The 25371-nt window shown below is 47.8% G+C and carries 28 protein-coding genes; 11 read left to right on the top strand and 17 right to left on the bottom strand.

Going from position 1 to position 25371, the window contains the following annotated elements; genetic code table 11:
- Positions 1-106: 106 nt before the first annotated feature.
- Complete coding sequence (locus tag ACZGCQ_RS12450; RefSeq protein ID WP_029343215.1) at positions 107-565, top strand: Lrp/AsnC family transcriptional regulator; 459 nt, start codon at positions 107-109, stop codon at positions 563-565.
- Entirely contained in the window at positions 565-1158 is a 594-nt protein-coding gene (locus tag ACZGCQ_RS12445; RefSeq protein WP_481266454.1) for a LysE family translocator, read from the top strand. Before ACZGCQ_RS12450 ends, ACZGCQ_RS12445 begins: the two co-directional genes overlap by 1 nt.
- A 45-nt stretch (positions 1159-1203) precedes the next feature.
- Here ACZGCQ_RS12445 and speB read toward each other — a convergent pair whose 3' ends face one another.
- From speB to ACZGCQ_RS12430, 3 genes are all read right to left on the bottom strand, one after another.
- Complete coding sequence (gene speB / locus ACZGCQ_RS12440; RefSeq protein WP_047391872.1) at positions 1204-2076, bottom strand: agmatinase; 873 nt, start codon at positions 2074-2076, stop codon at positions 1204-1206.
- Between the two features lie 114 nt (positions 2077-2190).
- Positions 2191-3033: a polyamine aminopropyltransferase gene (gene speE / locus ACZGCQ_RS12435; protein ID WP_023466799.1), complete on the bottom strand. Its 843-nt coding sequence runs from the start codon at positions 3031-3033 to the stop codon at positions 2191-2193.
- 144 nt (positions 3034-3177) lie between these two features.
- The gene (locus ACZGCQ_RS12430; RefSeq protein ID WP_481266453.1) at positions 3178-3849 is read right to left on the bottom strand and encodes an NAD(P)H-dependent oxidoreductase; all 672 of its coding nucleotides are present in this window, start codon (positions 3847-3849) and stop codon (positions 3178-3180) included.
- Positions 3850-4227: 378 nt separating this feature from the next.
- Between ACZGCQ_RS12430 and ACZGCQ_RS12425 the strand changes: the two genes are divergently transcribed.
- Both ACZGCQ_RS12425 and ACZGCQ_RS12420 read left to right on the top strand, forming a co-directional pair.
- Positions 4228-5784 (top strand): BCCT family transporter, encoded by a 1557-nt coding sequence (locus tag ACZGCQ_RS12425; protein WP_481266452.1) that lies wholly within the window; start codon positions 4228-4230, stop codon positions 5782-5784.
- An 89-nt stretch (positions 5785-5873) separates the two neighbouring features.
- Complete coding sequence (locus tag ACZGCQ_RS12420) at positions 5874-6719, top strand: metallophosphoesterase (RefSeq protein ID WP_481266451.1); 846 nt, start codon at positions 5874-5876, stop codon at positions 6717-6719.
- 36 nt (positions 6720-6755) lie between these two features.
- Here the strand turns inward: ACZGCQ_RS12420 and ACZGCQ_RS12415 are convergent, their stop codons facing one another.
- Both ACZGCQ_RS12415 and ACZGCQ_RS12410 read right to left on the bottom strand, forming a co-directional pair.
- Positions 6756-7250 (bottom strand): YwhD family protein, encoded by a 495-nt coding sequence (locus ACZGCQ_RS12415; RefSeq protein WP_481266450.1) that lies wholly within the window; start codon positions 7248-7250, stop codon positions 6756-6758.
- 65 nt (positions 7251-7315) lie between these two features.
- A complete protein-coding gene (locus ACZGCQ_RS12410; protein WP_069940184.1) occupies positions 7316-7840 on the bottom strand; it encodes a hypothetical protein in 525 nt (174 codons plus the stop codon).
- 168 nt (positions 7841-8008) lie between these two features.
- Here ACZGCQ_RS12410 and ACZGCQ_RS12405 point away from each other — a divergent pair, with 168 nt between their 5' ends.
- Both ACZGCQ_RS12405 and ACZGCQ_RS12400 read left to right on the top strand, forming a co-directional pair.
- Positions 8009-8194 (top strand): 2-hydroxymuconate tautomerase, encoded by a 186-nt coding sequence (locus ACZGCQ_RS12405; protein WP_023466792.1) that lies wholly within the window; start codon positions 8009-8011, stop codon positions 8192-8194.
- Between the two features lie 72 nt (positions 8195-8266).
- Entirely contained in the window at positions 8267-8911 is a 645-nt protein-coding gene (locus tag ACZGCQ_RS12400; protein WP_481266449.1) for an NAD(P)-dependent oxidoreductase, read from the top strand.
- A gap of 55 nt (positions 8912-8966) precedes the next feature.
- Here ACZGCQ_RS12400 and ACZGCQ_RS12395 read toward each other — a convergent pair whose 3' ends face one another.
- The 3 genes from ACZGCQ_RS12395 to ACZGCQ_RS12385 form a co-directional block, all read right to left on the bottom strand.
- Positions 8967-10145 carry a NupC/NupG family nucleoside CNT transporter gene (locus tag ACZGCQ_RS12395; RefSeq protein ID WP_481266448.1) on the bottom strand — a complete coding sequence of 393 codons (1179 nt, stop codon included), beginning with the start codon at positions 10143-10145 and terminating at the stop codon, positions 8967-8969.
- A gap of 122 nt (positions 10146-10267) precedes the next feature.
- Entirely contained in the window at positions 10268-11095 is an 828-nt protein-coding gene (locus ACZGCQ_RS12390; RefSeq protein WP_481266447.1) for a phosphotransferase family protein, read from the bottom strand.
- A 26-nt stretch (positions 11096-11121) separates the two neighbouring features.
- Entirely contained in the window at positions 11122-12429 is a 1308-nt protein-coding gene (locus ACZGCQ_RS12385; protein ID WP_481266446.1) for an HD domain-containing protein, read from the bottom strand.
- 145 nt (positions 12430-12574) lie between these two features.
- Here ACZGCQ_RS12385 and lipL point away from each other — a divergent pair, with 145 nt between their 5' ends.
- Together lipL and ACZGCQ_RS12375 are read left to right on the top strand one after the other, a co-directional pair.
- A complete protein-coding gene (gene lipL, locus ACZGCQ_RS12380) occupies positions 12575-13396 on the top strand; it encodes an octanoyl-[GcvH]:protein N-octanoyltransferase (RefSeq protein ID WP_481266445.1) in 822 nt (273 codons plus the stop codon).
- Between the two features lie 16 nt (positions 13397-13412).
- The gene (locus ACZGCQ_RS12375) at positions 13413-14261 is read left to right on the top strand and encodes a DegV family protein (RefSeq protein WP_481266444.1); all 849 of its coding nucleotides are present in this window, start codon (positions 13413-13415) and stop codon (positions 14259-14261) included.
- 68 nt (positions 14262-14329) lie between these two features.
- Here the strand turns inward: ACZGCQ_RS12375 and ACZGCQ_RS12370 are convergent, their stop codons facing one another.
- The 9 genes from ACZGCQ_RS12370 to ACZGCQ_RS12330 all read right to left on the bottom strand — a co-directional run bounded on the left by ACZGCQ_RS12370 (position 14330) and on the right by ACZGCQ_RS12330 (position 21524).
- The gene (locus ACZGCQ_RS12370) at positions 14330-14545 is read right to left on the bottom strand and encodes a hypothetical protein (protein ID WP_029343203.1); all 216 of its coding nucleotides are present in this window, start codon (positions 14543-14545) and stop codon (positions 14330-14332) included.
- Positions 14538-14981 (bottom strand): hypothetical protein, encoded by a 444-nt coding sequence (locus tag ACZGCQ_RS12365; protein ID WP_481266443.1) that lies wholly within the window; start codon positions 14979-14981, stop codon positions 14538-14540. The genes ACZGCQ_RS12370 and ACZGCQ_RS12365 overlap by 8 nt, the downstream gene beginning before the upstream one ends.
- A complete protein-coding gene (locus tag ACZGCQ_RS12360) occupies positions 14947-16467 on the bottom strand; it encodes an SPFH domain-containing protein (RefSeq protein WP_481266442.1) in 1521 nt (506 codons plus the stop codon). The genes ACZGCQ_RS12365 and ACZGCQ_RS12360 overlap by 35 nt, the downstream gene beginning before the upstream one ends.
- The gene (locus ACZGCQ_RS12355) at positions 16464-16985 is read right to left on the bottom strand and encodes an NfeD family membrane protein (protein ID WP_481266441.1); all 522 of its coding nucleotides are present in this window, start codon (positions 16983-16985) and stop codon (positions 16464-16466) included. Before ACZGCQ_RS12355 ends, ACZGCQ_RS12360 begins: the two co-directional genes overlap by 4 nt.
- On the bottom strand, positions 16975-17202 hold the full coding sequence (locus ACZGCQ_RS12350; protein WP_047391922.1) for a hypothetical protein: 228 nt from the start codon (positions 17200-17202) through the stop codon (positions 16975-16977). Before ACZGCQ_RS12350 ends, ACZGCQ_RS12355 begins: the two co-directional genes overlap by 11 nt.
- A 151-nt stretch (positions 17203-17353) precedes the next feature.
- A complete protein-coding gene (locus ACZGCQ_RS12345; protein WP_481266440.1) occupies positions 17354-18556 on the bottom strand; it encodes a multidrug effflux MFS transporter in 1203 nt (400 codons plus the stop codon).
- Entirely contained in the window at positions 18553-19686 is a 1134-nt protein-coding gene (locus ACZGCQ_RS12340; protein ID WP_481266439.1) for a YfbR-like 5'-deoxynucleotidase, read from the bottom strand. The genes ACZGCQ_RS12345 and ACZGCQ_RS12340 overlap by 4 nt, the downstream gene beginning before the upstream one ends.
- 51 nt (positions 19687-19737) lie before the next feature.
- Entirely contained in the window at positions 19738-20502 is a 765-nt protein-coding gene (locus ACZGCQ_RS12335; protein WP_481266438.1) for a TerC family protein, read from the bottom strand.
- Positions 20503-20666: 164 nt separating this feature from the next.
- Positions 20667-21524, bottom strand: a complete 858-nt coding sequence (locus ACZGCQ_RS12330; RefSeq protein WP_406748429.1) for a TerC family protein — start codon at positions 21522-21524, stop codon at positions 20667-20669.
- Positions 21525-21853: 329 nt separating this feature from the next.
- On the opposite strand from ACZGCQ_RS12330, the gene folE2 reads away from it, so the two are divergent.
- The 3 genes from folE2 to ACZGCQ_RS12315 all read left to right on the top strand — a co-directional run bounded on the left by folE2 (position 21854) and on the right by ACZGCQ_RS12315 (position 25311).
- Entirely contained in the window at positions 21854-22759 is a 906-nt protein-coding gene (gene folE2, locus ACZGCQ_RS12325; RefSeq protein WP_035399184.1) for a GTP cyclohydrolase FolE2, read from the top strand.
- Between the two features lie 109 nt (positions 22760-22868).
- The gene (locus ACZGCQ_RS12320) at positions 22869-24635 is read left to right on the top strand and encodes a LytS/YhcK type 5TM receptor domain-containing protein (RefSeq protein ID WP_481266437.1); all 1767 of its coding nucleotides are present in this window, start codon (positions 22869-22871) and stop codon (positions 24633-24635) included.
- A complete protein-coding gene (locus ACZGCQ_RS12315; RefSeq protein WP_214729667.1) occupies positions 24616-25311 on the top strand; it encodes a LytR/AlgR family response regulator transcription factor in 696 nt (231 codons plus the stop codon). The genes ACZGCQ_RS12320 and ACZGCQ_RS12315 overlap by 20 nt, the downstream gene beginning before the upstream one ends.
- Positions 25312-25371: the final 60 nt, after the last annotated feature.

The following is a 25371-nucleotide window of genomic DNA, read 5'->3' as shown; positions in this document are numbered from 1 at the left end:
GTAAAGATTTCAGTGTGCTATGAACTTGTTTTACAAACACATTGACACCTCCTTTCTTTTCGAAATAAAATATTCTAAATAACAACAGAAAAGAAGGTTTTTATTTATGGATTCCTACGATTTAAAAATTATTGATTTTTTAAGAAGCGATGCTCGTATGAAATGGTCGACACTTGCACAGCACATCGGTTTATCGGCACCGGCTGTAGCAGAACGTGTAGCACGCTTACAAGAGCAAGGTATCATCCGTCAATTAACAACGGTACTAGACCCTTCCTCCTTTGACTATCGTCTTGCTGCGTTCGTCGCTGTTTCACTCGAGCGACCGGAACACCGAGCGCCATTTCTAAAACGGGTTCAAGAACTTGAGTACGTACTGGAATGTCATCACGTCGCCGGGGACGATGATTATCTACTTAAAATCCGTTGTCGTGATACAGAACAACTTGATGAAATCATCACCTACCACATCAAAGAATTAGCAGGTATCCTGCGGACAAAAACAACAATCATCATGCGGACGGAAAAGGAATCGCTTCATTTTCCGTTACCCGAGGTTGACTGATGTTTGCGACTGGTTTTGGAATCGGGTTTGCGTTAGCGGCTCCCGTAGGTCCAATCGGACTTTTATGCATGCAACGAACGCTTCGACATGGACGAATTTCCGGCATCGTTTCCGGACTCGGAGCCGCAACGGCAGACTTCACTTATGGATTGATTGCATTGTCCGGTTTTTCGCTTGTCCAATCCCTAATCATTCAAGCAACCTGGATGCAACTGATCGGCAGTCTGTTTTTGTGTTACATCGGCTGGTCGATGTTTCAATCTTCTTCAAACACGTCCATTTCTGATACAGCTTCGTCACGGTTGAGTGCCTATCTATCCGTCTTATTCCTGACGTTTTTGAATCCGATGACGATTACGCTGTTCCTGGCGTTGTTTGCACGTTTTGAGTTAACGATGACGAACGGACAGGATGCCTTTTTGTTTCTAATCGGTATTTTTCTCGGTTCTGCCGCCTGGTGGGTCATTCTATCGAACATCACTCACCTGCTCAAGCACCAGCTTGCGACATCCGTTCTACGCGTTATCCAATGGACATCCGCCATCTTGATCATTGGATTCGGTGCATTCGGGGTCATTCAGTTCTTCCTCTGAACAAAACAAAAGAGACCGACATCACGTCTGGTCTCTTTTGTCTATTCATTTAATGAATCCAATCATCATTTCACGTAATACCTTCGCTGCAGCGATCGCTGTCATGTCAGATTGATCGTATGCTGGGCATACTTCTACCAAATCCGCACCGATGACGTCAACGTCTGCTCGGGCAATCATATGAACGACCTCAAGTAATTCCTTCGTCGTCACTCCACCGATTTCTTGTGTTCCTGTCCCTGGTGCTGCTGACGGATCAAGAACATCGATGTCGATCGTAACGTAGACCTTTTTACCGGCAAGTGTCGGAAGGACTTGACGAAGCGGCTCGACGATCTCGTATTTGAAGAGGTTGTAACCTGATGTCTTCGCCCATTCGAACTCTTCTTTCATACCTGAACGAATTCCGAATGAATAGCAGTTCTCTGGTCCGATCAAGTTGGCGATCTTCTTGAGTGGCGTCGAGTGCGACAATGGCTCTCCTTCATATTCGTCTCGTAAGTCCGTATGCGCATCAAAGTGAAGTACGACGAAATCATCGAAGTGTTTATCGAACGCTTTGACGACTGGCCACGTGACTAAATGTTCGCCACCCATACCGAGCGGGAACTTGCCTGCTGTCAGTAACGAATCGACGTATTCTTCAATCATATCAAGTGATTTTTGTGCATTCCCGAATGGTAACGGGATATCTCCCGCGTCAAACAATTTTGCGTCAGCGATGTCACCATCTAAGTACGGGCTATATTCTTCTAAACCAAGTGAGACTTCACGGATACGTGCCGGACCGAATCGTGAACCGGGACGGAAACTGACCGTCCAGTCCATCGGCATGCCGTATAAAATTCCTTTTGCATCTTCGTGAGTCGGTTGACTCGCGATAAAGACTTTTCCTGAATATGCTTCATCAAAACGCATGATCCATTCCCCCTGTTCATTTGCCGTTTGCTGATGCAAACGCCTGTTTACCTGACAACAGAGCGATTTCGAAGATCGAAACCGCTCTGTTCATGTGTGCTATAGTGACTGAGCTCAGCCGTTCGTCAAATCTTTAACGAACTTCGGAAGCGCGAAGGCTGCCGTGTGAAGCTCAGGCGTGTAATACTTTGTGTCAATCTCGTGGAAACGCTCTGGTGCAACTGCAAGCGGATCATGTTTCTTCGATCCGATCGTGAACGTCCAAAGACCACTTGGGTATGTCGGAACGTTTGCGATGTAGAGCTTCGTGATCGGGAAGATTTCTTTGACGTCGCGTTGAACATCACGGATCAAGTCTGGTGTGAACCATGGGTTATCCGATTGTGCGACGAAAATGCCGTCCTCTTTTAATGCTTTTGAAATACCAGAGTAGAAGCCTTTCGTGAACAAGTTGACCGCTGGACCAACTGGTTCAGTCGAGTCGACCATGATGACATCATACTCGTTTTCTGCTTCTGCGATATGCATGAATCCATCCCCAACGATGACTTCGACGCGTGCATCGTCCAATCCACCTGCGATGTTCGGGAGGTATTTTTTCGAATACTCGATGACTTTTCCGTCGATTTCAACTAAAACCGCTTTTTCGACGGACGGGTGTTTCAAGACTTCACGGATGACTCCGCCGTCTCCTCCACCAACGACCAGAACCGATTTTGGATTCGGGTGTGTGAACAATGGGACGTGCGCGACCATCTCGTGGTAAACGAACTCGTCCTTATCTGTCGTCATGACCATTCCGTCAAGTAACAACATCGTACCGAACTCGTCCGTTTCAACCATCTCTAGGCGTTGAAACTCCGTTTGTTCGCTCTCATAAACGTGGTTGACACGGAATGTGATACCGTAATCTTCCGTTTGGTGTTCCGTGAACCATAACTTTAATTTTTGTTCCATTTGCGATAGAACCCCTTTCTTTCATCAAGACAAAAGTTGTTCGTATGCGAGTGGCGTTTACGGCGCTTCTTAATCATACAAATGCGAGTATACCGAATTTCGAAAGAAACTTCTATATAATTCGAAAATTTTTGTCTTTCGTCTTTACTCGACGAACGTCACGATTTCATCGAGCGGACGACGTTGCTTTTCACGTTTTGGTTCGTCTGCTCGGTAACCGAACGCGACCATGACCGGCACCGTGAAAACAGAACGATCGAGCAGTCCACGATCGACGAGTAATTGCTCGACGGCTTGCTGGTCGAATCCTTCGATCGGGCATGAATCCACACCGATTTGTGCTGCCGTCGACATCATGTTCCCGAGTGCGATATAGGCTTGTTTTGCTGCCCAGTCTTCCATTGCTTTCGGATTATGACCGATTGCAAAATCTTCTTCTAAGAACAGTCCATATCGTTTCGTCCGTCCAGCTTTCGCCTCTTCGGATAAACCTAGGAAATCCATCATCTGCGTGACATGCGGTCCGTCCGCCTGCATCTGTTCTCCAGTCCGGGCGAGGAACAAGACGAAATGACTCGCTGTTGGCAATTGCCCTTGTGCGCCCCAAGAAAGTTCTTTTAACGCTTCACGGATTTCTGGATTTTGAATGACGAGCATGTTCCATGGCTCATATCCAAATGAGCTCGGTGACAGACGTGCTGTTTCCAAAATGAACCGGAAATCGTCTTCTGAGATCATTTGACCGTTAAATGCTTTTGTTGCATGACGAGATTGAAATGCTTCAAGAATTACTTGTTTTTGTTGTTCTTTTTCCATGAGTAATACCTCCTTCAAAGTGATGACTGCTTTTGTTATATCAAATCTGATTTCAGACTGCCTCTGATTTGCTCATATCAGTCATTGCGTTAGTTTTTAAGTAAAACGGGAAATAAGAATATTAACGTCTTTCCTTTCATTATTTAAAAATTATTTTAAACGATTGATGATCCGCTATTCTACGCCTTTCCTTTCTGGTAAATCCCTAGTTTCTATGGTTTCATTTCCCAAATGGTTTGCTTTTCCCCACAAATGTTTGTTACGGTAGTCACCTGCGTGATTAGGTTTTGTTATCGGACAAACGGGGAATCATTATTGTCGTTGTTATCATTCGATTCAAAACAACCATGTAAAATTCGAAAGAAGGTGTGGAACACGATGGAAAATAATCGAAAAAGTAAGATCACAAAAGTCTTTATGGTATCTGTCATTTTCTGTGTGCTCTTTACCATATGGGGAATCTTACCGGAATCCCTAATCGGTGCAGCTAGTCTCGGAAATGTCACATCAATAGCACAATCGTTTGTCTCCAACCGTTTGGGTTGGCTTTATCTCCTCGGAATGAGCGCATTTCTCTTAATTGCCATCTTCCTTATTTTTTCCCGCTTCGGTTCAATCCGACTCGGTAAGGATTCAGACCGTCCTGAGTACAGTTTGCTTTCCTGGTTCGCTATGCTCTTTAGTGCTGGTATGGGAATTGGGCTTGTTTTCTGGGGTGTCTCAGAACCACTGACACACTTCCATACGCCACCAGTCGCAACAAGTGACCCGACAGAAGCCGGTCCTCTTGCGATGCGTTATTCATTCTTCCACTGGGGCTTGCACCCTTGGGCACTATACGCAGTTGTCGCGCTTGCGATTGCTTACTCGACATTCCGTAAAGGGCGTCCCGCTACTATCGGGGATACCGTCGCTTCCCTAATGAAGCCGCGCTATGAAGCAGCCGGTAAAGGAACAGTTGAAGTACTCGCAATCGTTGCAACAGCTTTTGGTGTCGCAACATCGCTTGGTCTTGGTGCGCAGCAAATCTCAGGTGGACTCAACTTCCTGACGAGCAGTGTTCCAAATACGTTCACGACACAAATCATCATCATCGCTGTCGTTTCGGTATTGTATATGATTAGTGCTGCATCTGGTCTTGACAAAGGAATCGTCCGCCTCAGTAATGCCAACATCGTCTTAGCGACTTTATTGATGATTGGTGTCATGTTCCTCGGACCATTCAGCTTCATCATGGACCTCTTCGTGCAAACGACGGGTGCTTATCTGCAAAACTTACCAGTCATGAGCTTCCGGGCTTCTGCCTTCAACCCAGATGAACGTGAGTGGATTAACGGTTGGACGATCTTCTACTGGGCATGGTGGATTTCATGGTCACCATTCGTCGGAACATTCATCGCCCGTGTCTCGAAAGGACGGACGATTCGTGAGTTCGTCATCGGCATCATGCTCGTCCCAACGATTTTTGGTCTCCTTTGGTTCTCAGTCTTCGGTGGTTCAGCGATTTGGAACGAATTGTTCCAAAACGTCGACCTAATCTCGACTGTTAACGATAAAGGGGTTGAAACTGGAATGTTTGCATTGTTCGAGACATTCGGTGGCTTAGGAACGTTCCTCAGTATCGTTGCCGTCTTCTTGATCACGACGTTCTTCATCACTTCAGCTGACTCCGCGACATATGTTCTCGGTATGCTATCGTCTGGTGGTAGTCTGATGCCTAGCTTACGCATTAAGCTCGCTTGGGGTGTCGTACAGTCATCGATTGCCGCTGTACTCTTGTATGCTGGTGGATTAGGTGCGTTGCAGGCTGCTGCCATATTAGCCGCTTTCCCATTCATCTTCGTCGTCGGAATGATGGTCGTCGCCCTATTCAAAGATTTGTCGGATGAACCCGACGCACAAAAAGAAACAACTGAATTAAAACAAGACGCTTAAATCAAATTGATTTCCTCCTTCCGTCGCATACGGAAGGAGGTCTTTTTTGTTATCCTGAATTATGATTAGTGGAAGAAATGAGGTGGCTTATGCGTAAACGTACACGCTGGCTGTTATCCCTTGGCGTCCTCGCCTTAGGAAGCTGGTTTTTATATCGTGAAAACAACATCATTGATGTCTCACAGGTGACGGTGACGTCCAGCCGTTTACCGGAAGCGTTTAATGGATATCGTGTCGTGCAGGTCGCAGATTTACATGGCAAGGCGTTCGGGAATGAACAAGAACGACTACTGAAAAAGATTGATCGCGAACAGCCGGATTTTGTCGTCATGACTGGTGATTTGATTGACTCGAGACGAAACGGTGAAGAAGCTGCCCTTACACTCATGAAAGCGCTCGTTGATCGGTACCCGGTCTACTTCGTCACCGGGAATCATGAGGTTCGACTCAATCTAACGATTTTGCCAAAGCTTGAACAACTAGGTGTCACCGTTCTCCGGAATGAATCGCGCGTCGTCGAATACCAAGGTCAATCGATTTCGTTACTCGGTATCGATGACCCGACGACGACACGATGGCGCGAAGGACTGTCGGAACCGGATGGGATTCGTCAAAGTCTCGATCAAGCACTGCAAGACGTGTCACCCGATGCGTTTCAGCTCTTGCTTGCGCATCGTCCGGAATATAAATCACTGTACGCGGAACGATCTATTGATCTCGTCTTATCCGGTCACGCCCACGGCGGACAGATCCGCCTGCCGTTTACGGAAGGTCTGTATGCCCCTGGTCAAGGATTCTTTCCAGCGGTGACGGCCGGTCGCTATCAGGAACAGCAGACGGAACTGATCGTCAGTCGTGGTCTCGGGAACAGCCTGTTTCCGTTTCGTCTGTTCAATCACCCAGAACTCGTCGTCTTGACGCTAAAACGACCATGAAAAAAGAACGTGTGCCGCGGCACACGTTCTTTTTGTTTAGACCAACGCTTCATGTAAAGCAGCGTCAGCATTTTCCCACATCTCAGGTTTATGTGTCTGCAAGAAATCACGTAACAATTCCTTTGAACGCTCATCCATGTGATCGACGACAATTCGTCCTTTAAGGGATTTATCCATCTTATTGACGTGATCAGCGAGAATCTTGAATCCGCGACGTGCTTCCGCATCGACTAGCAGATCGCAGGCAGCGACACCGCCGTAATAGAAGCCTTCTGGCTTACGACCGACCGTCACCCAGACGATCCAGTACAGTTTACCGTTTGGCGTATCTGCTTTATCCGTCGTGAACTTGACGCGTTTCTCGATAGTTGCTTTCGCGTGCATCGCGCCCATATCGATGTAAGCTTCACCGTCTTCCGGAGAAATGATGACAGGTGACATACTATTTAAGCTGAGTGTTCCGACACCAAATCCTCCGTGACCGTCTGTAGAGTTATCTGAAATGATATTAAAGTTAATCTTTTTTTCCATCGTGTTTTGTCCCCTTTTAATCCTGTTGCTTCTATCATACCGTATTCCGAGGTGTCTGCAACCAGTCACTCGTAACGAAGTAACTGTAATTGTTCTTCTGATGCTCGGCGAATCGTCGGGAGACGGTAACACGTCATGGACGCAATCTCCTCATGCGCCGGAGGATTGACCTCTTCGAGATGAAGCAAAGCGCGGTCAAACAGGGTTTGCGCCGCACGACCGAACAAGAAGAGACGTTCTAGTGAAGAACACCGCGACCGAATCGCACGTAACTGATGCGCGAGTTCTCTCACTTTCGCCTCGACCTCTTCTTCCATGTCAGCTGTCGGTTTTCGATTTTGAAACAACGGTTTGAAACGTACATCGTCTTCAAGCAACGTCAACATCCCGTATCGCTTTGCTTCTTTTTGATTCAGCAGTTGAGCGAGCTCTTTATCCGTTACGAGTCGTCCGAATGGAATGTTTTGCTCAAAGACGATATCTGCGACTTCGAGTCCTTTTGCACCAGACAACGGATAATTCGTATCCTCCAGTAACGCCCGATCAAAAATCAGTAACGTATGAATCTTCTTCCGTATGATTGCGTCCATATGTCTCTCCTTTTCTGCCGTATGTGTATGACTACCTTCGCTTCCGACAAGAATAGCTCCTACCTTATACCCTTCTTTTTCGAAAACGATGTTCGAATTGACGAATCCCCTATCGAATGCGCTATACTGATGGCGTATCGTCATCAAGCTAGAGGGGGAAATGAAGTCATGCCATATGTTACGGTTAAAATGTTATCGGGTCGTACAGTCGAACAAAAACGTGCTTTGATTGAAAAAGTTACGGAAGCGGTGTCGGAAACGACAAATGCTCCAAAAGAAAACATTACGGTCTTCATCGAAGAGATGGAAAAAACAGATTACGGTCAAGCTGGCGTCATGTTCGCGGATAAATAAACAACAAGAGACGTCCGGTCGCTACCGCACGTCTCTTTTTCCCATCTACTTGATCTTTAAGGAGGAATTCTCATGACTACTGTTACTGTACTTGGTGCGACCGGTCGAACGGGCCGCCCTTTGATTGATCGGTTATTAGAAGACGGCTATGACGTTCGTGCACTCGTTCGTTCCACGTCACCGGACTTACCCGTTCACGATCGCCTTCATATCCTTACAGGAGACGCGACAAATCCGGACGATCTTGAACAAGCACTCGCAGGAAGTACCGCTGTCTTCAGTTGTCTTGGTACCGATCAACAGCAGGTCCTCTCGACAGCAATTCCACATCTCGTCACGAAGATGAAGGAAGCAGGTATCGAACGCATCGTCTTCATTGGCACGGCAGGCATTCTCGATGCGTCAGAAGAACCTGGGAAGTATCGTTTCCAATCGAGTGAATCCCGTCGCCGCTCGACGATTGCAGCAGAGGATCACTTGAAAGCTTATCTGACGTTAAAAGATGCAGACGTCGACTTCACCGTCATCTGTCCAACACAATTGACGGAAGACAACGCACTTGCTGCTGACGACCTATTGATCGAGACAATACGCTTCACTGCGCCTACAGGTCCGATTCCTCGGGAAAACGTCGCGCAGTTCGCTTACGAAGTCTATCGTGACGGAACACATCATCGTGTCCGTGTCGGGATTGCTTCGCATGGATCAACTGAGTGAAAAACAAAAAGAGCAATGGATCAGCAGATCCATTGCTCTTTCATATGTGTAACGATTACAGCAAGACGCTGACGACGATTGCCGTCAAGACACTGACGAGTGTTGCGCCGTAGAGTAACTTCAGACCAAAACTAGCTGCAACGCTTCCTTGGCGGTCGTTCAATCCTTTAACCGCACCAGCGATGATTCCGATTGACGAGAAGTTCGCAAACGAGATCAAGAAGACAGACACGATTCCGAGTGTACGCTCCGAGAATTCTTTTGAGTATTCTGGAAGACTCAACATCGCAACGAATTCGTTCGTGATCAATTTCGTTGCCATGACACTACCGGCACTGACAGCTTCCGCCCATGGAATACCCATGATGAAAGCGAACGGTGCAAAGATGTATCCGAGGATTTCTTGGAACGAGATACCGAGAACCATGAGGAAGATATCGTTGACCATTCCGATTAAAGCGTTGTAACCAATCAACATTGCACCAACGATGATTGCGACTTTGAATCCATCCATGATGTATTCGCCGAGCATCTCGAAGAACGTTTGCTTTTCTTCGACGATTTCAAGAATATCTTCTTCCGGGTCAACCGTGTACGGGTTGATGATCGAGACGATCATGAAACCACCGAACAAGTTCAAGACGATTGCTGTAACGACATATTTCGGTTCTACCATAGTCATGTACGCACCGACGATCGACATCGAAACCGTCGACATCGCTGACGCACACAATGTGTAGAGACGATTTGCTGGTAATTGACCGATTTGTTTTTTGACTGTGATGAATACTTCTGATTGTCCGATCGCAGCTGAAGCAACCGCGTTGTAAGACTCAAGACGTCCCATACCATTGACTTTCGATAGGACGAAACCGATACCGCGCATCAAGAGTGGTAAAATCTTCGTGAACTGAAGAATCCCGATCAAAGCAGAGATGAAGACGATCGGTAGCAAGACATTGATGAAGAATGGTTGTGCGCCTTCATTCGCTAAACCACCGAAGACGAAATCAATTCCGATTGCCGCATAGCTAAGCAGTTTTTCAAAGACTTTCGCGACGCCACGAATGACGATATATCCGAACGATGTATTGAGTAAAATGAACCCAAGTACGAGCTGAAGAACTAGCATGACCGCAAGCGGTTTCAATTTGATGCCTTTACGGTTACTGCTGACAAGGAGTGCCAAGCCGAAAACGATAGCCAGTCCGAGTAGTGCGATAAGATATTTCATGAAGTACCCCTCTATCTATTAGTTGTTTATCAGTTGTACATTCGTACGATGTCTGACGTTTAATCTCTTTCCAAGTAATAGAATAATCAATATTCCGAAGAACTACAAGAGGAAAAGTTCATTTAGTAACCGCTTTCGTTATTTTCATAGACTTTCAAGACAAACTTTTCCAAGCGTTCCCGAACATTGTCCTGACTAAGGTTTTGCCTTCCATATGCTTTCCACCCCGGATAGACGTCAATCGTTTCAGGTTCAAAATCAAAAACAGCCCGAATATCCCATGCGTGATCGTAGGAACGTTTCGTCTGTTTAAGGTAACTTTTTAAAAAATGATCGGCCATTTCGACGGATTCAAGCAAGGCAAGATTCAACCGACAATGAGCAAGGTCGACTTCAATGGGTCCTACACATGCATTAATCCAATCAATCGTATGACACGTTCCATTTATTTCGTATAACACATTGACCGGATGAAAATCCCGATGAATGAACCGGATCGTTTGACTTTCAACCGGTTCAACAGTTAACAGTCGACGCCATAACTTCGGATGCTGCGTCCACGTCGGGATGTGACGTTCCGTCGCATACGGCTGATAGACATAACGAGATTCTGGTACCGGTAGTGCATGGATCGCAGCAAGCACCTGTGCCAATCGTTCGACATATTGCTCATCTACCTGATCAAGCCGGATCTCTCCCGATGAACATGTCATATATAACCAAGGTGGTATGTCTTCCATAACATCTGTTTGATAATCCAACACATCGGGTGCTAAGTCACCTGCTGCTTGTAACGCAAATACTTCATGTAAGACGAGATCGGGCTCTTCTCGCAACCAGTCTTGATTCGTATGGACGCGAAGAATTCCCTCACCGACTCGCAAAACGAGGGAGGAAGTCGCGCCTTGTAAGACTTCGACCTCTCCTCCCTCCTGTTCAAGCTGTTGCAAGATTTTCGTAAGGACAGCGGACGATATCATGATGTCACACTGCCAATCAATAATTGATCGATCTGCATCTTCTCGTTCGCATGTTCGCGCAAGTCGTGCAGAATTTCTTGCGGGAAGAACAGCTTCTCATCCGTCTGGCGTGACGTCGCGATGGCTTGAACGAGCGGTGAAACTTGCGAAATCTCTTTCATCTGCCCATCCTTCATCTGTAGCATGATCGGTTGTTTGCTGATTTCACCGTTATCTCCATATAAGTCATAAGGAAGACGACTGAGTTTATCTTCAAGCAGATAGTACGTCGGATTCAAGCCGATTGCCTCAAACAACTCGCACAGTTTATCGTGGACGAGTTCACGTTTTTCAGCCGGATAATCAACATACTTGAACAACTTCCGGTCAACGAATCGCCTCGAGAGATCAGCAAGGATTGGATCCTGCTCATTCGCCCACTGCTGAAAATAAAAGTAGACGATCGTCTCATCGAGCCCAAGGAAATCACGCAACTCCATCTTCTGATCAAATAGCGGCATCAAATGGATCGGTGCGATTGCAAATGGATAACCGGACAGGTACAACTCCTGCGCCCGCTCGAGAATGGCTTTTAATAGGTAATCACTCGAACGTGTCACCGGATGCAGGTAGACTTGCCAATACATCTGATAACGCCGCATGATGTAGTCTTCGATCGAATGCATTCCGGACTGTTTGACGACCATCTGATTCGGCGCGGGACGCAATACTCGAAGCATTCGCTCGAGATCGAATTTTCCATAGCTGACACCGGCAAAGTGCGCATCGCGCAATAAGTAATCCATCCGGTCGACGTCGAGTTGTGAACTAATCATCGTGACAAGCAATTGATTCGGATGCGTCTTATTGATGATTGAAGCTACCTCTTCCGCGAATCCGTCTCCGACTTGGTCGAGAACTTTTTTGATTTCTGTATCCCCGAGGATGATTCGCTCCGTCCACGTCTCGTGATTCACACCAAAGACATTCTCAAACGCGTGCGAAAACGGTCCGTGTCCGACATCGTGTAAGAGGGCTGCAACGAGCGTCAACTCCCGGTACTGATCGTCCCAATCGGCGCGACCGTTGAAGACATCGATCAGTTGGCGTGTGATTTCATAGACACCAAGCGAATGATGGAACCGTGTGTGTTCCGCCCCGTGAAACGTCAAAAAGGATGTCCCCAGTTGCTTGATCCGGCGTAGTCGCTGAAATTCACGTGTCCCGATTAATTGCCAAATCAACTGGTCACTGACATAGATATAGCGGTGAACGGGATCTTTGAAGACCTTCGTTTCCTTTAATTGTCCTAATGATTGATACATATGTTTCTCTCCTTTAAATCGAGTCTATGTCGTTGTTGTTCGGTTTTGTTTCAAAGGATTCCTGTCTCGCGCGTCGCTTCGCACAGAAACTTTACACACCCTGTGCTATAATGATGTCGCAAATCTACAATAAAGGAACGAGCCTATGGGAATCGAACTCTTAAAACAAGAACATTATCGTATTTTTGATCAAACGTCACTCGGAACTGCTTTCCATGCGACACAATCGTTTGCGATGGACGACACATTATGTGCTTCCGTTGCGACAGAAGGAGCCGCACTCCGCTCTTGGATTCACCACGAAACTGTCGTCCTCGGCATCCAGGATGCCCGTCTTCCTCATCTTGCTGACGGTGTAGCCGTCCTGCATGAACATGGTTTCTCGCCCGTCGTCCGCAATTCAGGTGGTCTTGCCGTCGTCCTCGACGCCGGTGTTTTAAATATTTCACTCGTCCTACCGGAACGCGGCGGCATCGATATCGACAGTGGTTACGAAGCGATGCTTGCGCTCGTCCGTCGTATGTTCGCACAAGAAACGGACGCAATCGTCGCTGGTGAAGTCGTCGGATCGTATTGTCCCGGTTCTTATGACTTATCGATTGCCGGTAAAAAATTCGCTGGTATCTCCCAGCGTCGTGTTCGTGGCGGAGTTGCCGTTCAAATCTACCTTTGTGTCAACGGAAGTGGGAGTCAACGCGCCGCTTTAGTCCGTGACTTTTACGCGGCAGCGCTTCAAGGTGAGGCGACGAAATTCGTCTATCCGACCGTCGTTCCGGAAACGATGGCGTCACTCGAAGAACTGCTCGGCATCTCATTGACGGTCGAGGAATGCTTACGTCGTTCGTATGAGGCGTTACTTGCGCTCGGCGCTGATTTGATACCAGCTACTTTGACGGAACTCGAGAACGAGCGATTCGGCGTCAACTTGAGTCGGATGCTTGATCGAAACGAAAAAGCCCTAGGTTAAGAAAGGAGAGAACGTGATGATCCGATTGATCACAGACAGTGGTGCTGATGCACCAAAAGACATGTTAGATGCATATGATTTTACGGTCATGCCGTTCGGCGTATTGATCGACGAAGACACGTTCTTCGATGGAGAATCGATATCTCCGAAACAACTATATGATAAGATGCGTGACGGTGCAGCACCGAAGACATTCCAGGTCGAAGTCAGCCGGATGGTCGAGGTGTTCACGCGTCACTTTGAACAAGGGGACCCCTTCCTCTACCTCGCTTTCTCAAGTGAATTATCAGGAACGTATCAAACAGCGAAGATGCTCGCGGATGAACTCGCCGAAAAATATCCGAACGTTCCTTACCTCGTACTCGATACGAAAACGGCTTCGACAGGACAAGGATTGTTCGTTCTCGACGTCGCAGAATATGCGAAGACGCATTCGTTCGAAGAAACAGTAGCTTACGCTGAAGCCAAGGTGAACACGATTCGTCATCTCTTCACGGTAGAATCACTCGAATATTTGATGCGCGGTGGACGCGTTTCGCGAGCTAGCGCCTTTATTGGTGGTCTCTTATCGATCTTGCCACTCTTGACAGTCGAAGACGGAAAGTTGATTCCAAAAGAAAAAATCCGCGGTCAGAAAAAAGTCATGAACCGGATCGTCGAGTGGATGGAAGAAGCACGTCCAGCGATTGACGGACACCGGATCATGATTGGTCACGGGGATTCGATCGAACGGGCAGAACAGTTAAAACAATTGATTGAAGCACAGTTTTCACCAAGCGAAGTCATCTTGACGATCGCCGGCGCAGCCATCGGTTCACATACAGGACCAGGACTCGTCGTCATTGGGTATGACCTTCCACGTTAATGGCATTCATCCTTATCTTATAGTATGACAAAACGGGACAGACTCTGTTTAGAGCCTGCCCCGTTTTTTTATGAATTGTATCCGAAGAACAGTAGTGCCATGCTTAAGCCGAGCGAGGAGACGATAAACACGATCGCCATCCCACCCATTCCGAAGACTAACAGCTTCGGTAAATCACGTCGCTTCTTAAGAAGGGCAGTCAATAACCCGACGTTAATCAAGAAGACGACGAGGAACGGAAGCAACAGCATCCAACGTTCTTGCAGTAGAAATAAACTATCCATTTCTTTGCTCCCTTCTTTCGGACTTAAAGAATGGTCGGAATAGATTCAGACATAGGAAACGGAATAAAACATAAGCGAACAGAAGTGTCGATACTACTTCGAAACCAACATATCCGACATCACGCCACGTGATTCCTGTTGTCACCCCAGCGAACCAATACGGGAAGTCGACCGTCAACAGACTGCACATCAAAGCGAGAACGGCTTCCTGACGTGTTTGTCGATCGTAAAGTGAGTAAGATACCTTCTTTATGTTGAATATATTCGCGATTCCTTCATCCGATGTGTACCCTTTGATGATGCCAATCGCGCCACCCAGTACCGCCAGTACATACCATGGAAGCGGCCAAGCGATGTGGAAAACAGGAGTGCGAACACAATCAATAAGACGCGGATTGCCATCAGTCTTCTGTTTTCGACGCTGCCACTGCATCATGGGAATTCAAGTTGACCGTCAACGGCTTTGCTGTTCCTTTACCGGAGAAGTTCTCGATCAACTCTTTGACATCGAGTCCTGACGACGCTTTTAACGTCTCTTGCAGTGATGCCATCAAATCTGTTGCGTAACCGGTGACACGGTTCGCACCGCCCCCTTCACCGCTACCTGTATCGACGACCGTGATCTTATCGATGTTACCGAGTGGTGTTGCAATTTCTTTTGCGTATTCTGGCATCATCCGAATGACCATGTCAAGGATTGCTGCTTGTCCGAATTGTTCGAACGCCTGCGCGATTTTTTCTTTCGCTTCTGCTTCCGCAAGACCTTTCAGACGAATGATCTCCGCTTCTGTTTCCCCTTGTGCCCGCTCAGCGTCCGCTTTCGCAAGACCATCGAGACGAATGCGTTCTGCATCGGCTTTTGCTGATGCCTCGATCCGGTATTTCGTTGCATCTGCTTCCGCATATTGCTTCGCACGATCCGCTTGGGCTGCTTGCTCAATCGAGTAACGATCGGCATCGGCGCGTTTTTTGACTTCCGCGTCGTATTGTTTCTCACGACGCAGAATTTCGCGCTCTTCAAGCTCGATTTGTTTTTGACGCTCAATGATTTTGATCTGCATCTGTTGCTCCGTGACTTCTTGTTGCGCACGTGCGTTTTCGAGATCATATGCTTGGTCGGCTTTCGCCTTCGCGATATCTTGTTCGCGGCGGTAATCTGCCATCTTCAACTGATTTTCTTTTTCCGCTTCAGCGATTTCCGTTGCACGTTCGAGTTCTGCTTTTTTCGCATCCTTTGAAGCTTCCGCCCGTTTGATGCGTGTCTCTTTTTCCGCGTCTGCCGTTGCGATGTCGGCATCACGGCGAACCTGTGCAATCCGCGGTTTCCCGAGCGATTCTAAGTATCCGTTCTTGTCACGGACGTCTTTGATCGTAAACGATACAATGACGAGTCCCATCTTCGCCAGGTCTTGAGACGCGACCCGCTGGACTTCTTGTGAGAACTTATCACGGTTCTTATAAATTTCTTCGACGGTCATTGACCCGAGAATCGAACGCAAATGCCCTTCAAGGACTTCACGCGCTTCCCCTTCCCGCTCTTCTTTCGATTTTCCGAGGAACTGCTCTGCTGCTGTCGCAATTTCAGAAATCGAACTGCCGATCTTGATGATCGCTGTACCGTCTGCCATGACCGGTACGCCTTGCTCCGTGTAGACTTCGGGTGTCGTGACTTCAAGCTTACTTGATAACAAGCTTAGCGGTGTCGCTTGTTGGAAGACAGGTAATACAAATGTTCCGCCACCACGAATGATTTTTACCCGGTTACCGGACTCATCGGTATTGACGTTGCGTCCTCCGAGATAACTCCCCGATACGATCAGCGCTTCTTCCGGACCAACTGTTCGGTACTTCGTAATGAATAAGACGATCAACGCAACGATCAATGCGACCGCGACGATTGATACGATTAACACTGGATTCATGTAAACATCTCCTTTTTCCATTGTTGGGGGTACGTCACGACAGACGCGACGCCTTGTTTGATCTCGATGACGAGCACCTTCGTGCCTTGTGGTAGGGCAGGTCCTTCAAACAGAACGGCTGACTTTGATACGCGTCCTGAGACGTCATCAAGTAAGATTTCACCATATCCTTCAGTCGGAATCGGCACGATGACGGTTGCACTGCGTCCTTCTAGCATCTGTTCCGAAAATCCAAGCGACTGTTCGGCTTGTGCCATCGGAACGAATAAGAAAATATGCATCAGCGTCGTCACTAATAACGCAATCACACTGCTGGTGATTAGAATCAATAGCGAACCAAGCGGACTTAGCTGTTCGAGCCCGAATCCGATCGCTGACGTGATGATGACAAAAGATAAGATCAACGTGGGATGAAAGATTTGATCGACGCCTGGAATGACGTCTGAGAATAGGATGGACACAAACACACCGCAAGCAGCAGCCGCTAACGCATATAAATAAAGTGTACTAACGTCCATCTTCGTTCACCTCGATGTAAGGATGTGAGCCATACAGTTCGTGGTAAGCCCTTTGATAAGCAGTCCGGTTTTCCTCAAACAATAAACGAGCCAATTCTTTGTCTCGTTGATCAATTGCCTCTTCTTGACGGCGTAAGTATTTTTTCTGTGCGGCAAAATGACGGGCTAATCTTGCCTCAATCGACGGTTTTCGTTCACGCTGCAACTCCTGTTTCATCGCTCCACTCCTTTCTGAAGTACTGGCTTTCTTTCTCTTCTACGCTTAATTTTTAGAAAATGTTTCAAAATGAATTCCATTTCTTTTCCTTTCATTAAAAGAAAAAACGCTCGTCCTATACATAGGACAAACGTTTTTGAATAATTAGCGTTTATGAACGATTCGGTCGACGAACAATCAGACCGTAATAGAGGATGAGCGCCAGGCAATCTAAGGTCATGATGATCAAACCCATCGGAACAGCCGATTGCTCCCCCATGATTCCGACGAGTGGTGACACGAGCGAGCCGACGAGCATTGGCAAGAGTCCTAGCAGTGCCGAGGCACTGCCTGCCGTTGCTCCATAATTTTGCATCGCTAAGGTAAAACCGAGCGTCGAGATCAAACCAACGCTCGAAACGACGAAGAACAGTGGAATCATGACGAAGATCAGCTGCTCCGTTAACGTCAAGGCGAGGAACAATAAGATACTCGCACTCGCAACGATCGTCAAACTAATTCGCATCAGCCGCTCTGAATCGACACGACCCGCAAGACGTCCAGCGATTTGTGCTGCTAAAATGATTCCGATTCCGTTTAAACCGAACAAAAAACTGAACTGTTGCGGCGAAGCGCCATAAATATTTTGTAAGACGAACGGTGAACCGGAGATGTAGGCAAACATCGCGCCCATGACGAATGCTTGTGCGAACGCATAGCCGATGAAGACGCGGTCCGTCAACAAGCGTCCGAACGTCTTCAACGTCGTCGTCAGGTTTCCTTCGACGCGTCTCTCAAGCGGGAGCGTTTCCGGTAAACGAAGTGCGACGGCAAGTAACATCATCGTGCTTAAAATCGCGAGCAAGTAGAAGACGAAATGCCAATCACCGAACCGAAGCAACTGTCCCCCGATGACGGGTGCGAGAATTGGTGCCGTTCCGTTAACGAGTGACAAGGCAGCAAAAAACCGCGTCAATTCAGGTCCGTCAAACAAGTCACGAACGATTGCCCGGGAAATGACGATTCCTGACGCTCCAGCTGCCCCTTGGATAAATCGAAGCGCGATCAACACTTCGATCGTCGGTGCCATCGCACAGGCGAGAGAAGCGAGCAGATATGCGAGCAGAGCAACCATCAGCGGTCGTTTACGACCGCGAACGTCACTCAGTGGACCAACGATCAATTGTCCGAGCGCCATCCCAAGCATACAAGCCGTCAAGCTCAATTGGATTAGTGATGCACTCGAATCAAATGAGCGTGACATATCCGGAAAAGCAGGTAGATACATGTCGATTGAGAGCGGTCCGAGTGCAGCGAGTGAACCGAGGATCAAGATCAACGTTAAGCGGCGTGGGGTCATGGTTTCTTTCGTCATGACGTCACGTAATCCAAATCATGCAAGACATAAGCGAGGAAAAAGACGACCGATGGATTTTCATATGTCATCTGAACCTTTTTGAGTTGTGCGCGGTAACCGGTCTCATACTCGACCCCGTTCAACTTCCGTTCCATGTTCATTTTAATCAATGCATCGAGTTTATCGATCACATCAACCATCTGTCCTTCGTATGTCTCGTCTTTTGCTTCCACGACGAACCGACGGAATGGTACTCGGATTTCTTTCGGTAAATTATTGATCAACGTCTCTCCTTCTGCCCGTTCGTAAGCTTCGAAGGCTGCTGCTGTGACCGGTGTCGCATGTTTGACAGGTCCGAGAACATCTCCTGTCGTGCCTTCAACGAGATCATGACACAACAGACGGGAAACGACTTCTTCGATATCGATCGTGACGCCGTATTTTTCTGATTCAATCAGACCATTGAAGATTCCAAGCGAGGCTGCTCGAAACGCATGTGTCGCATCGTTATCATCAATCGTATTAAAACGCCCTTTCCAGCGCCGGATCGTATCCATCATCAAGACGTTTTCAATGAAATGAGACATCTCGTCCTCTTCCATGACCGACTGTGTCAAGCGACGAACCGAAACGAGTGAGTGTCGTTCCAGAACAGCCTGTAATTCCGTTGCTTTTTGTTCGAAAAAGACCGACTCCGTCATCCGTGCTTCTCGGCGTGCGTACAACATCGCATCGAACGTATCGATGGCTTCGACGATTCGTCCCTCTGGCGATTCATCTTCTGCATGCACGAGGTATGTCGTGAACGCTGGTTGAAGCGACTTTGAGAGTAAGGCAACGAGTTGTTCACTTGCTTGTTGTTCCATTGCCTGAATGTGTGCATGTAACGTTGGCTCTTTTTTTGTCCGGTGTTTGATTGGTCCAGTGATGACTTCGTTCATGTCATGGAATAGAGCTTTTCCGAGCAATGTCAGGCGATCGACTGGTGTTTGCCCGTCTGCCTCTTCTAAATAGCTTGCCATCAAACTAAATAAGGCAACACGAAAGCTGTGACTGGCTGCGTTATCCGGAAAACGTGGTGCGTATTCATCCCACCGTGGAACGTTTTGCATCCGCGTCAGCATCCGAATGAAATTACCGTTTTGCATGAAATCTCTCCTAACGAAAGACGGACAGAGAGTACCCTGCCCGCCATTGTATTATTTTGCTGATTTGGTTGAACTGTTTCCGCTACGGAACCAACCAATGATTAAAATCAAGGCAAGTACGACCCAGAAGATCGTTTGCCATAGTGTACTCTCTGGAAACTCATGCGGCAAGACGTCGATCGATGGATGCGCAAGTGTCATGACGACCAGTTTTACTCCAACCCAAGCGACGAGCCAAAAGGCAGCTTCTTCGATACCTGGCCGTTTTTGAAGCAAGACGACGAACCAGCTCGCGAAGTAACGCATGATGACGAGTCCGATGATCCCACTGAAGAAGACGACCCAAAATTGCCCTGTATTCAGACCACCGATCGTTCCACCAATCATTGGTAATGTCGTTGCCATGGCGACAGCAGCAAGTGTCGAGTCGACAGCGAACGCCAAGTCAGAGAACTCAACTTTAACGACCGTCCACCAAAAATTCGGTGAGGCTTTTTGTTCGGCAATCGAATCCGGTACTTGGTGTTTGTTCGATCGTGCCTCGACGATTCCTTTAAACGCCACGTAGAAGAGATAAATTGCTCCGAGTGCCTGAAGCTCCCAAATCGTCGCTAAGTACGAGGCAAAGAAGATTGCCACGAAACGTAAGACGAGTGCTCCAACTAAACCGTAGAAAAGTGCTTTTTTGCGTTGATCGTCCGGTAGCGGACGGACCAGGACGGCCATGACCATCGCATTGTCGGCGGATAGTAATCCTTGCAAAATGATCAGTACGAGCCCGACGGTCGCATACTGTGTAATTAATCCAATATCCATACTAACGAATCCCCTTTTTTGTTCAGTCTATTCATTATATGCCGGTCGACCGGAAAGAAAAAGATGCAAGCTCAGCTCAAGTACTTAACCTTGTGTTTTATTCCCATTGTTTAAGAAAACCTAACACAAAAAAACGACCCGCCATCGACGGATCGTTCCATTTCTTATAAGTTTTGATCGACTTTCTTTTCAGCATCTGGATTTGGTTTTGTTTTTGGTGAAGAGAACCAACCCCAAAGAGCAAGACCGACCATGACTGTCCAGAAGAATGCCTGCCACGGTGTACTGTGGGCGAATCCTTCAGGAAGTTTTAAGGCTTCAAAGATTGTTCCTTCGATCGATGCGTGGTATTTCGGGTGCTCGAGCGCAAGAACGGCTAACTTTACACCGACCCAGGCAACGATTGCAAAGGCTGCTGTCTCAAGACCTGGGCGATCTGCAAGTAACTTCACGAAGACACGTGCTGCGAACCGCATCAAGACGACACCCATCAAACCACCTGTTAAGATGACGATGAAGTGACCTGTGTTCAAACCACCGATTTCACCTGTTCCCCAGTTTGGAAGGGCAACGGCAAGGGCAACGGCAGCAAGAATCGAATCGACTGCGAACGCTAAGTCTGCGAACTCGATTTTCGCAACTGTCCGCCAGAATTCACCTTTTGAAACTGGCTCTTCCGACTTCGGTTCTGCATCTAGCTCATTTTCAGCCCCATGGTTCTCACCGAGCTTCCTTGCTTTAACGGTCTTATAAATATGCCGTAGTCCCATGATGAGCAAGTACGCCGCTCCAAGTGCTTGGATTTGCCAAATATCGACGAGGAACGAAATCGCGAACAATGCCGCGAATCGTAAAACGAACGCTCCAGCTAGTCCATAAAAAAGTGCTTTCTTTTGTTGTTCTCCTGGTAAGTGCTTGACCATGACCGCGAGTACGAGTGCATTATCTGCTGAAAGTAATCCTTCAAGCGCGATCAAGACGAGTACGACCCAGGCATACTGTAATAGTAACTGCCAATCCATCTCTGTCATCCCTTTCTTTAACTACCTGTAAAATAAAAAAACTTCAATTTCTGACCATGACAAAAAAACAATGATTACACGTTCACCTGAACATATACTATAGGATAGTATACCCGATTGCAAGTAAGTTATTCCTACAGATATAGAATGTGTCGATTTTGAGTCGTGCGAGTTTCGTTTATCGAACGTTCGTGATAAAATTCAAGACAATACTTCTAGCGATGAAAAGATGAAACACATTTGCGGAATCATCAGACTTGCTCGTCTCTAGCATTCCTGTCATGTTATTACTATTGAAACACTACAAAAGGACAAAGGGGCCAATGAATATGTCTACCTACCCGATTACGTTACCAACAAAAGAAGAGCGCCATAAGCTGTTCGGTTCGGTACCACCGATCAAAGGAACAAAACCGACTGAAAAAGATAAGATGGTCGACTTGCAAAATACACCGAAGAACTTCCTGTTCGCACTAGATGCTGTCGGAATCTCGAACGTCAAACACCCTGTCGTCATCCAAGACGGAGACAACACACAAGCGACAGTCGCGACATTCGAATTGTCGACATCACTCGTACAAGACCGTAAAGGGATCAACATGAGCCGTTTAACGGAACAACTTGATCAATACCATAACGAAGGTTGGACGGTCACGAACGAGTCACTCATTCAATTCGCGCGTGATTTAGCAGACCGCATGGAACAAACGGAAGGTCAATTGACGATCCGTTACCCATGGTTCTTCACACGTAAAGCACCTGCAACAGGTCTTAGCGGCTTGATGAATGCTGAAGTATGGCAAACGGTCAGCGTCAACACGGAAACGGACGAAGCGACGTTGTCTGTCGGCTTGACGATCAACGTCACGACACTTTGCCCATGTTCAAAAGAAATCAGCGAATACAGTGCTCACAACCAACGTGGTTACGTCACGATGGAAGCATCGTTACGTGATGAAGCAGAAGACTTTGATTGGAAACAATCGTTGCTTGATGCTGCGGAATCAAATGCCTCAGCGCCACTTCACCCAGTACTCAAACGTCCGGATGAAAAGCGTGTGACAGAGATGGCATACGAAAACCCACGTTTCGTAGAAGATATGGTTCGCTTGATTGCTGCTGATTTGTACGAAATGGATCCAATCGCTTCGTTCTACGTCGAATGCCGTAACGAAGAAACGATTCACCAACATGACGCGATCGCACGGATCACGTTCGATAAAGACGCACAATAAGTAAGTCTGCCGTACTCTCTCTTAAACCGAGCGAGTACGGCTTTTTTGTATACCGGCATTGCTCTCCCTTTTGCGAGCGTTTACACTTAACTCGAATGGAGGAATGCACATGTTGGAACTGATTCCTTTTTTACTCGAACGACTTGGTATCATGATCATCTTAGCGTTCATCCTCGCCCAGTGGGGACCGACACGACGGCTGCTGCGTCAACCGGAAGCGGGCTGGCAATTTCGTGTCCTCGTCCTGTTTTTTGCGACGTACGGTATTTTAAGTAACTATACAGGGGTCAAAGTCGACTTAGCTGAATTCTTACCTCATGCTTGGCTCGAAGAAGTCGACGGAACATCAGCGATTGCAAACACACGAACGATGATCGTCGTCATCAGCGGATTGCTCGCTGGTCCGCTCGGTGGATTGATGACCGGATTGATCGTCGGGGTTCACCGGTATTCCCTCGGCGGATTCACAGCGTTCGCTTGCGCGCTTTCCACCGTCATCGCCGGTGGTGTCAGCGGTCTCTTACGCTCCTATTGGCGCGACCGTCTCAGTAGCCAAGCGTTATTGCCCGTGTGTCTGACTGCTTTTTTAATGCTGTTTGAAATGTCGTTGATTTTACTATTCGCCCGCCCCTTTGATGCAGCAGTCGAACTCGTCCAGTTCATCTTCTTACCGATGACACTGATCAACGTTCTCGGTGTCTGGTTGTTCTTATCAATCATCCGCCTTGCTGCGCGAGAAGAGGAAACGGTTCGGGCAAGAGAAGCAGAACGATCGTTGCATATCGCTGATTTGACGCTGCCGCATCTGACGCGTGGTCTACATATCCATACGGCAGAAGCTGTCGCGGAAATTCTGTTGCAGCAAACACGAGCCGAAGCCGTCTCACTGACGGATCGTTCCGTCATCCTGGCCCATATCGGTATAGGGAGCGACCACCATCAAGCTGGGAGTCACTGGACGACGAAACCGACCGAGCATGTCTTGCAGGACGGACAAGTCCGTCTTGTGACGGAACGACTCGACATCGGATGTCCCGTAACGGATTGTCCGCTTCAAGCCGGCATCATCGCTCCGCTGATTGTCGGAGAAACGACGATCGGGACGTTGAAAGTCTATTATCCTCATGCAGAATTGCTCGACGCCGTCGAAGTCGAACTCATTGAAGGGTTAGCGAAACTGTTCTCGACACAACTGGCACTCGGGAACGCAGAGCGGCAAGCCGGTTTACTGAAGGATGCCGAGATTCGGGCACTTGAAGCACAAATTCATCCACACTTCTTGTTCAATGCGATTAATACGATTTATGCACTGTGCCGGACGGATGTCGAACAGGCACGGACGTTGTTACTTGAATTATCAACCTTTTTCCGTAGTAACCTCCAAGGCGCACGATCGACGAAAATTCCGCTCCAAAAAGAACTCGAGCACATCGAAGCGTACACATCGCTTGAAGCCGCTCGTTTTCCGAATCGCCCGTTTCTCGATATCGATTTAGCAGACGAGACGACGTCTTTACTCGTTCCACCGTTCATCTTACAACCGTTGATCGAAAATGCATTCCTTCACGCGTTTTCTTCTGAACAGACAGGATATGTCGGGGTGACGGCATGGTGTGAGGCAGACCAACTTTGTCTCGAAGTCGTCGATAACGGACGCGGGATTGACGCCTCGCGTCTTGCCCGTCTCGGCCGAGAAGTCGTTCCGTCCTCAGGCACCGGTACCGCATTATTTAATACGGCAGAACGAATTCGAAGTTTATATGGTGAAAAGGGACAGTTTACGATCACGAGTGACGGTCAAAACGGCACGACGATCGCGATTCGTCTCCCGATTGAAGTCAGAAAGGAGATTCAGCATGCGCACCTTGTTGATTGAAGATGAACCGCTCGCACGTGACGAGCTCCGTTATCACGTGACCGCAGCCGGTCTTGAAGTCGTCGGGGAAACCGGTAGTGTCGAGGAAGCCGAACGACTCGTTCGCTCCCTTCAACCCGACTTAGTCTTTCTCGATATCGAGCTGACGGACGGAAGTGGTCTTGAAGTCGCTAAACGCTTAAAGTCGATGCCACGTCCTCCGGCTCTTTTGTTTGTGACGGCGTATGATGCTCATGCGCTTGAAGCGTTTGAGCTGAATGCTTATGACTACATCTTGAAACCCTATGATCCGGCACGGATTGTCCGTGCGATTGAAAAAGTGGCGCGACCGCTTCCGAAAAAAGCACCTCGACTTGAACGTTTAGCCGTCGAGACGGGCGAACAACTGAAATTATTGTCTCCTCAAGATATCGATTACATCGTCGCTGAGAACGGGAAGACGAAAATCGTCACGGAGCACCATGCGTATCCATCGAACGAGACCTTACTCGAACTCGAACGAAAGCTTCAAGATCATCGCTTTTTACGGGTTCACCGCTCATATCTCGTCAACTTATCAGCAATCGATGCCATCGAACCTTGGTTCAACGGGGCCTATAATTTAAAAATTCATCAGATTGATGTGCCAGTCAGTCGGACGTATGTCAAACTACTGAAAGAAGCGCTCGGTATTTAAGCGCTTCTTTTTTGTGATTCAAGGTCCATTTTCAACCTTTCATCGAACGAAACCGACAGC

The organism is Exiguobacterium sp. HSB13, from assembly GCF_056764755.1.
This window is presented reverse-complemented; position numbering and strand designations above follow the sequence as displayed.

What these genes read in the sequence shown, in the direction of transcription:
- ACZGCQ_RS12450 (WP_029343215.1), top strand. Translation starts at nt 107, where the DNA reads ATGGATTCCTACGATTTAAAAATTATTGATTTTTTAAGAAGCGATGCT.
- ACZGCQ_RS12445 (WP_481266454.1), top strand. Translation starts at nt 565, where the DNA reads ATGTTTGCGACTGGTTTTGGAATCGGGTTTGCGTTAGCGGCTCCCGTA.
- speB (WP_047391872.1), bottom strand. Translation starts at nt 2,076, where the DNA reads ATGCGTTTTGATGAAGCATATTCAGGAAAAGTCTTTATCGCGAGTCAA.
- speE (WP_023466799.1), bottom strand. Translation starts at nt 3,033, where the DNA reads ATGGAACAAAAATTAAAGTTATGGTTCACGGAACACCAAACGGAAGAT.
- ACZGCQ_RS12430 (WP_481266453.1), bottom strand. Translation starts at nt 3,849, where the DNA reads ATGGAAAAAGAACAACAAAAACAAGTAATTCTTGAAGCATTTCAATCT.
- ACZGCQ_RS12425 (WP_481266452.1), top strand. Translation starts at nt 4,228, where the DNA reads ATGGAAAATAATCGAAAAAGTAAGATCACAAAAGTCTTTATGGTATCT.
- ACZGCQ_RS12420 (WP_481266451.1), top strand. Translation starts at nt 5,874, where the DNA reads ATGCGTAAACGTACACGCTGGCTGTTATCCCTTGGCGTCCTCGCCTTA.
- ACZGCQ_RS12415 (WP_481266450.1), bottom strand. Translation starts at nt 7,250, where the DNA reads ATGGAAAAAAAGATTAACTTTAATATCATTTCAGATAACTCTACAGAC.
- ACZGCQ_RS12410 (WP_069940184.1), bottom strand. Translation starts at nt 7,840, where the DNA reads ATGGACGCAATCATACGGAAGAAGATTCATACGTTACTGATTTTTGAT.
- ACZGCQ_RS12405 (WP_023466792.1), top strand. Translation starts at nt 8,009, where the DNA reads ATGCCATATGTTACGGTTAAAATGTTATCGGGTCGTACAGTCGAACAA.
- ACZGCQ_RS12400 (WP_481266449.1), top strand. Translation starts at nt 8,267, where the DNA reads ATGACTACTGTTACTGTACTTGGTGCGACCGGTCGAACGGGCCGCCCT.
- ACZGCQ_RS12395 (WP_481266448.1), bottom strand. Translation starts at nt 10,145, where the DNA reads ATGAAATATCTTATCGCACTACTCGGACTGGCTATCGTTTTCGGCTTG.
- ACZGCQ_RS12385 (WP_481266446.1), bottom strand. Translation starts at nt 12,429, where the DNA reads ATGTATCAATCATTAGGACAATTAAAGGAAACGAAGGTCTTCAAAGAT.
- lipL (WP_481266445.1), top strand. Translation starts at nt 12,575, where the DNA reads ATGGGAATCGAACTCTTAAAACAAGAACATTATCGTATTTTTGATCAA.
- ACZGCQ_RS12375 (WP_481266444.1), top strand. Translation starts at nt 13,413, where the DNA reads ATGATCCGATTGATCACAGACAGTGGTGCTGATGCACCAAAAGACATG.
- ACZGCQ_RS12370 (WP_029343203.1), bottom strand. Translation starts at nt 14,545, where the DNA reads ATGGATAGTTTATTTCTACTGCAAGAACGTTGGATGCTGTTGCTTCCG.
- ACZGCQ_RS12365 (WP_481266443.1), bottom strand. Translation starts at nt 14,981, where the DNA reads ATGATGCAGTGGCAGCGTCGAAAACAGAAGACTGATGGCAATCCGCGT.
- ACZGCQ_RS12360 (WP_481266442.1), bottom strand. Translation starts at nt 16,467, where the DNA reads ATGAATCCAGTGTTAATCGTATCAATCGTCGCGGTCGCATTGATCGTT.
- ACZGCQ_RS12355 (WP_481266441.1), bottom strand. Translation starts at nt 16,985, where the DNA reads ATGGACGTTAGTACACTTTATTTATATGCGTTAGCGGCTGCTGCTTGC.
- ACZGCQ_RS12350 (WP_047391922.1), bottom strand. Translation starts at nt 17,202, where the DNA reads ATGAAACAGGAGTTGCAGCGTGAACGAAAACCGTCGATTGAGGCAAGA.
- ACZGCQ_RS12345 (WP_481266440.1), bottom strand. Translation starts at nt 18,556, where the DNA reads ATGACGAAAGAAACCATGACCCCACGCCGCTTAACGTTGATCTTGATC.
- ACZGCQ_RS12340 (WP_481266439.1), bottom strand. Translation starts at nt 19,686, where the DNA reads ATGCAAAACGGTAATTTCATTCGGATGCTGACGCGGATGCAAAACGTT.
- ACZGCQ_RS12335 (WP_481266438.1), bottom strand. Translation starts at nt 20,502, where the DNA reads ATGGATATTGGATTAATTACACAGTATGCGACCGTCGGGCTCGTACTG.
- ACZGCQ_RS12330 (WP_406748429.1), bottom strand. Translation starts at nt 21,524, where the DNA reads ATGGATTGGCAGTTACTATTACAGTATGCCTGGGTCGTACTCGTCTTG.
- folE2 (WP_035399184.1), top strand. Translation starts at nt 21,854, where the DNA reads ATGTCTACCTACCCGATTACGTTACCAACAAAAGAAGAGCGCCATAAG.
- ACZGCQ_RS12320 (WP_481266437.1), top strand. Translation starts at nt 22,869, where the DNA reads ATGTTGGAACTGATTCCTTTTTTACTCGAACGACTTGGTATCATGATC.
- ACZGCQ_RS12315 (WP_214729667.1), top strand. Translation starts at nt 24,616, where the DNA reads ATGCGCACCTTGTTGATTGAAGATGAACCGCTCGCACGTGACGAGCTC.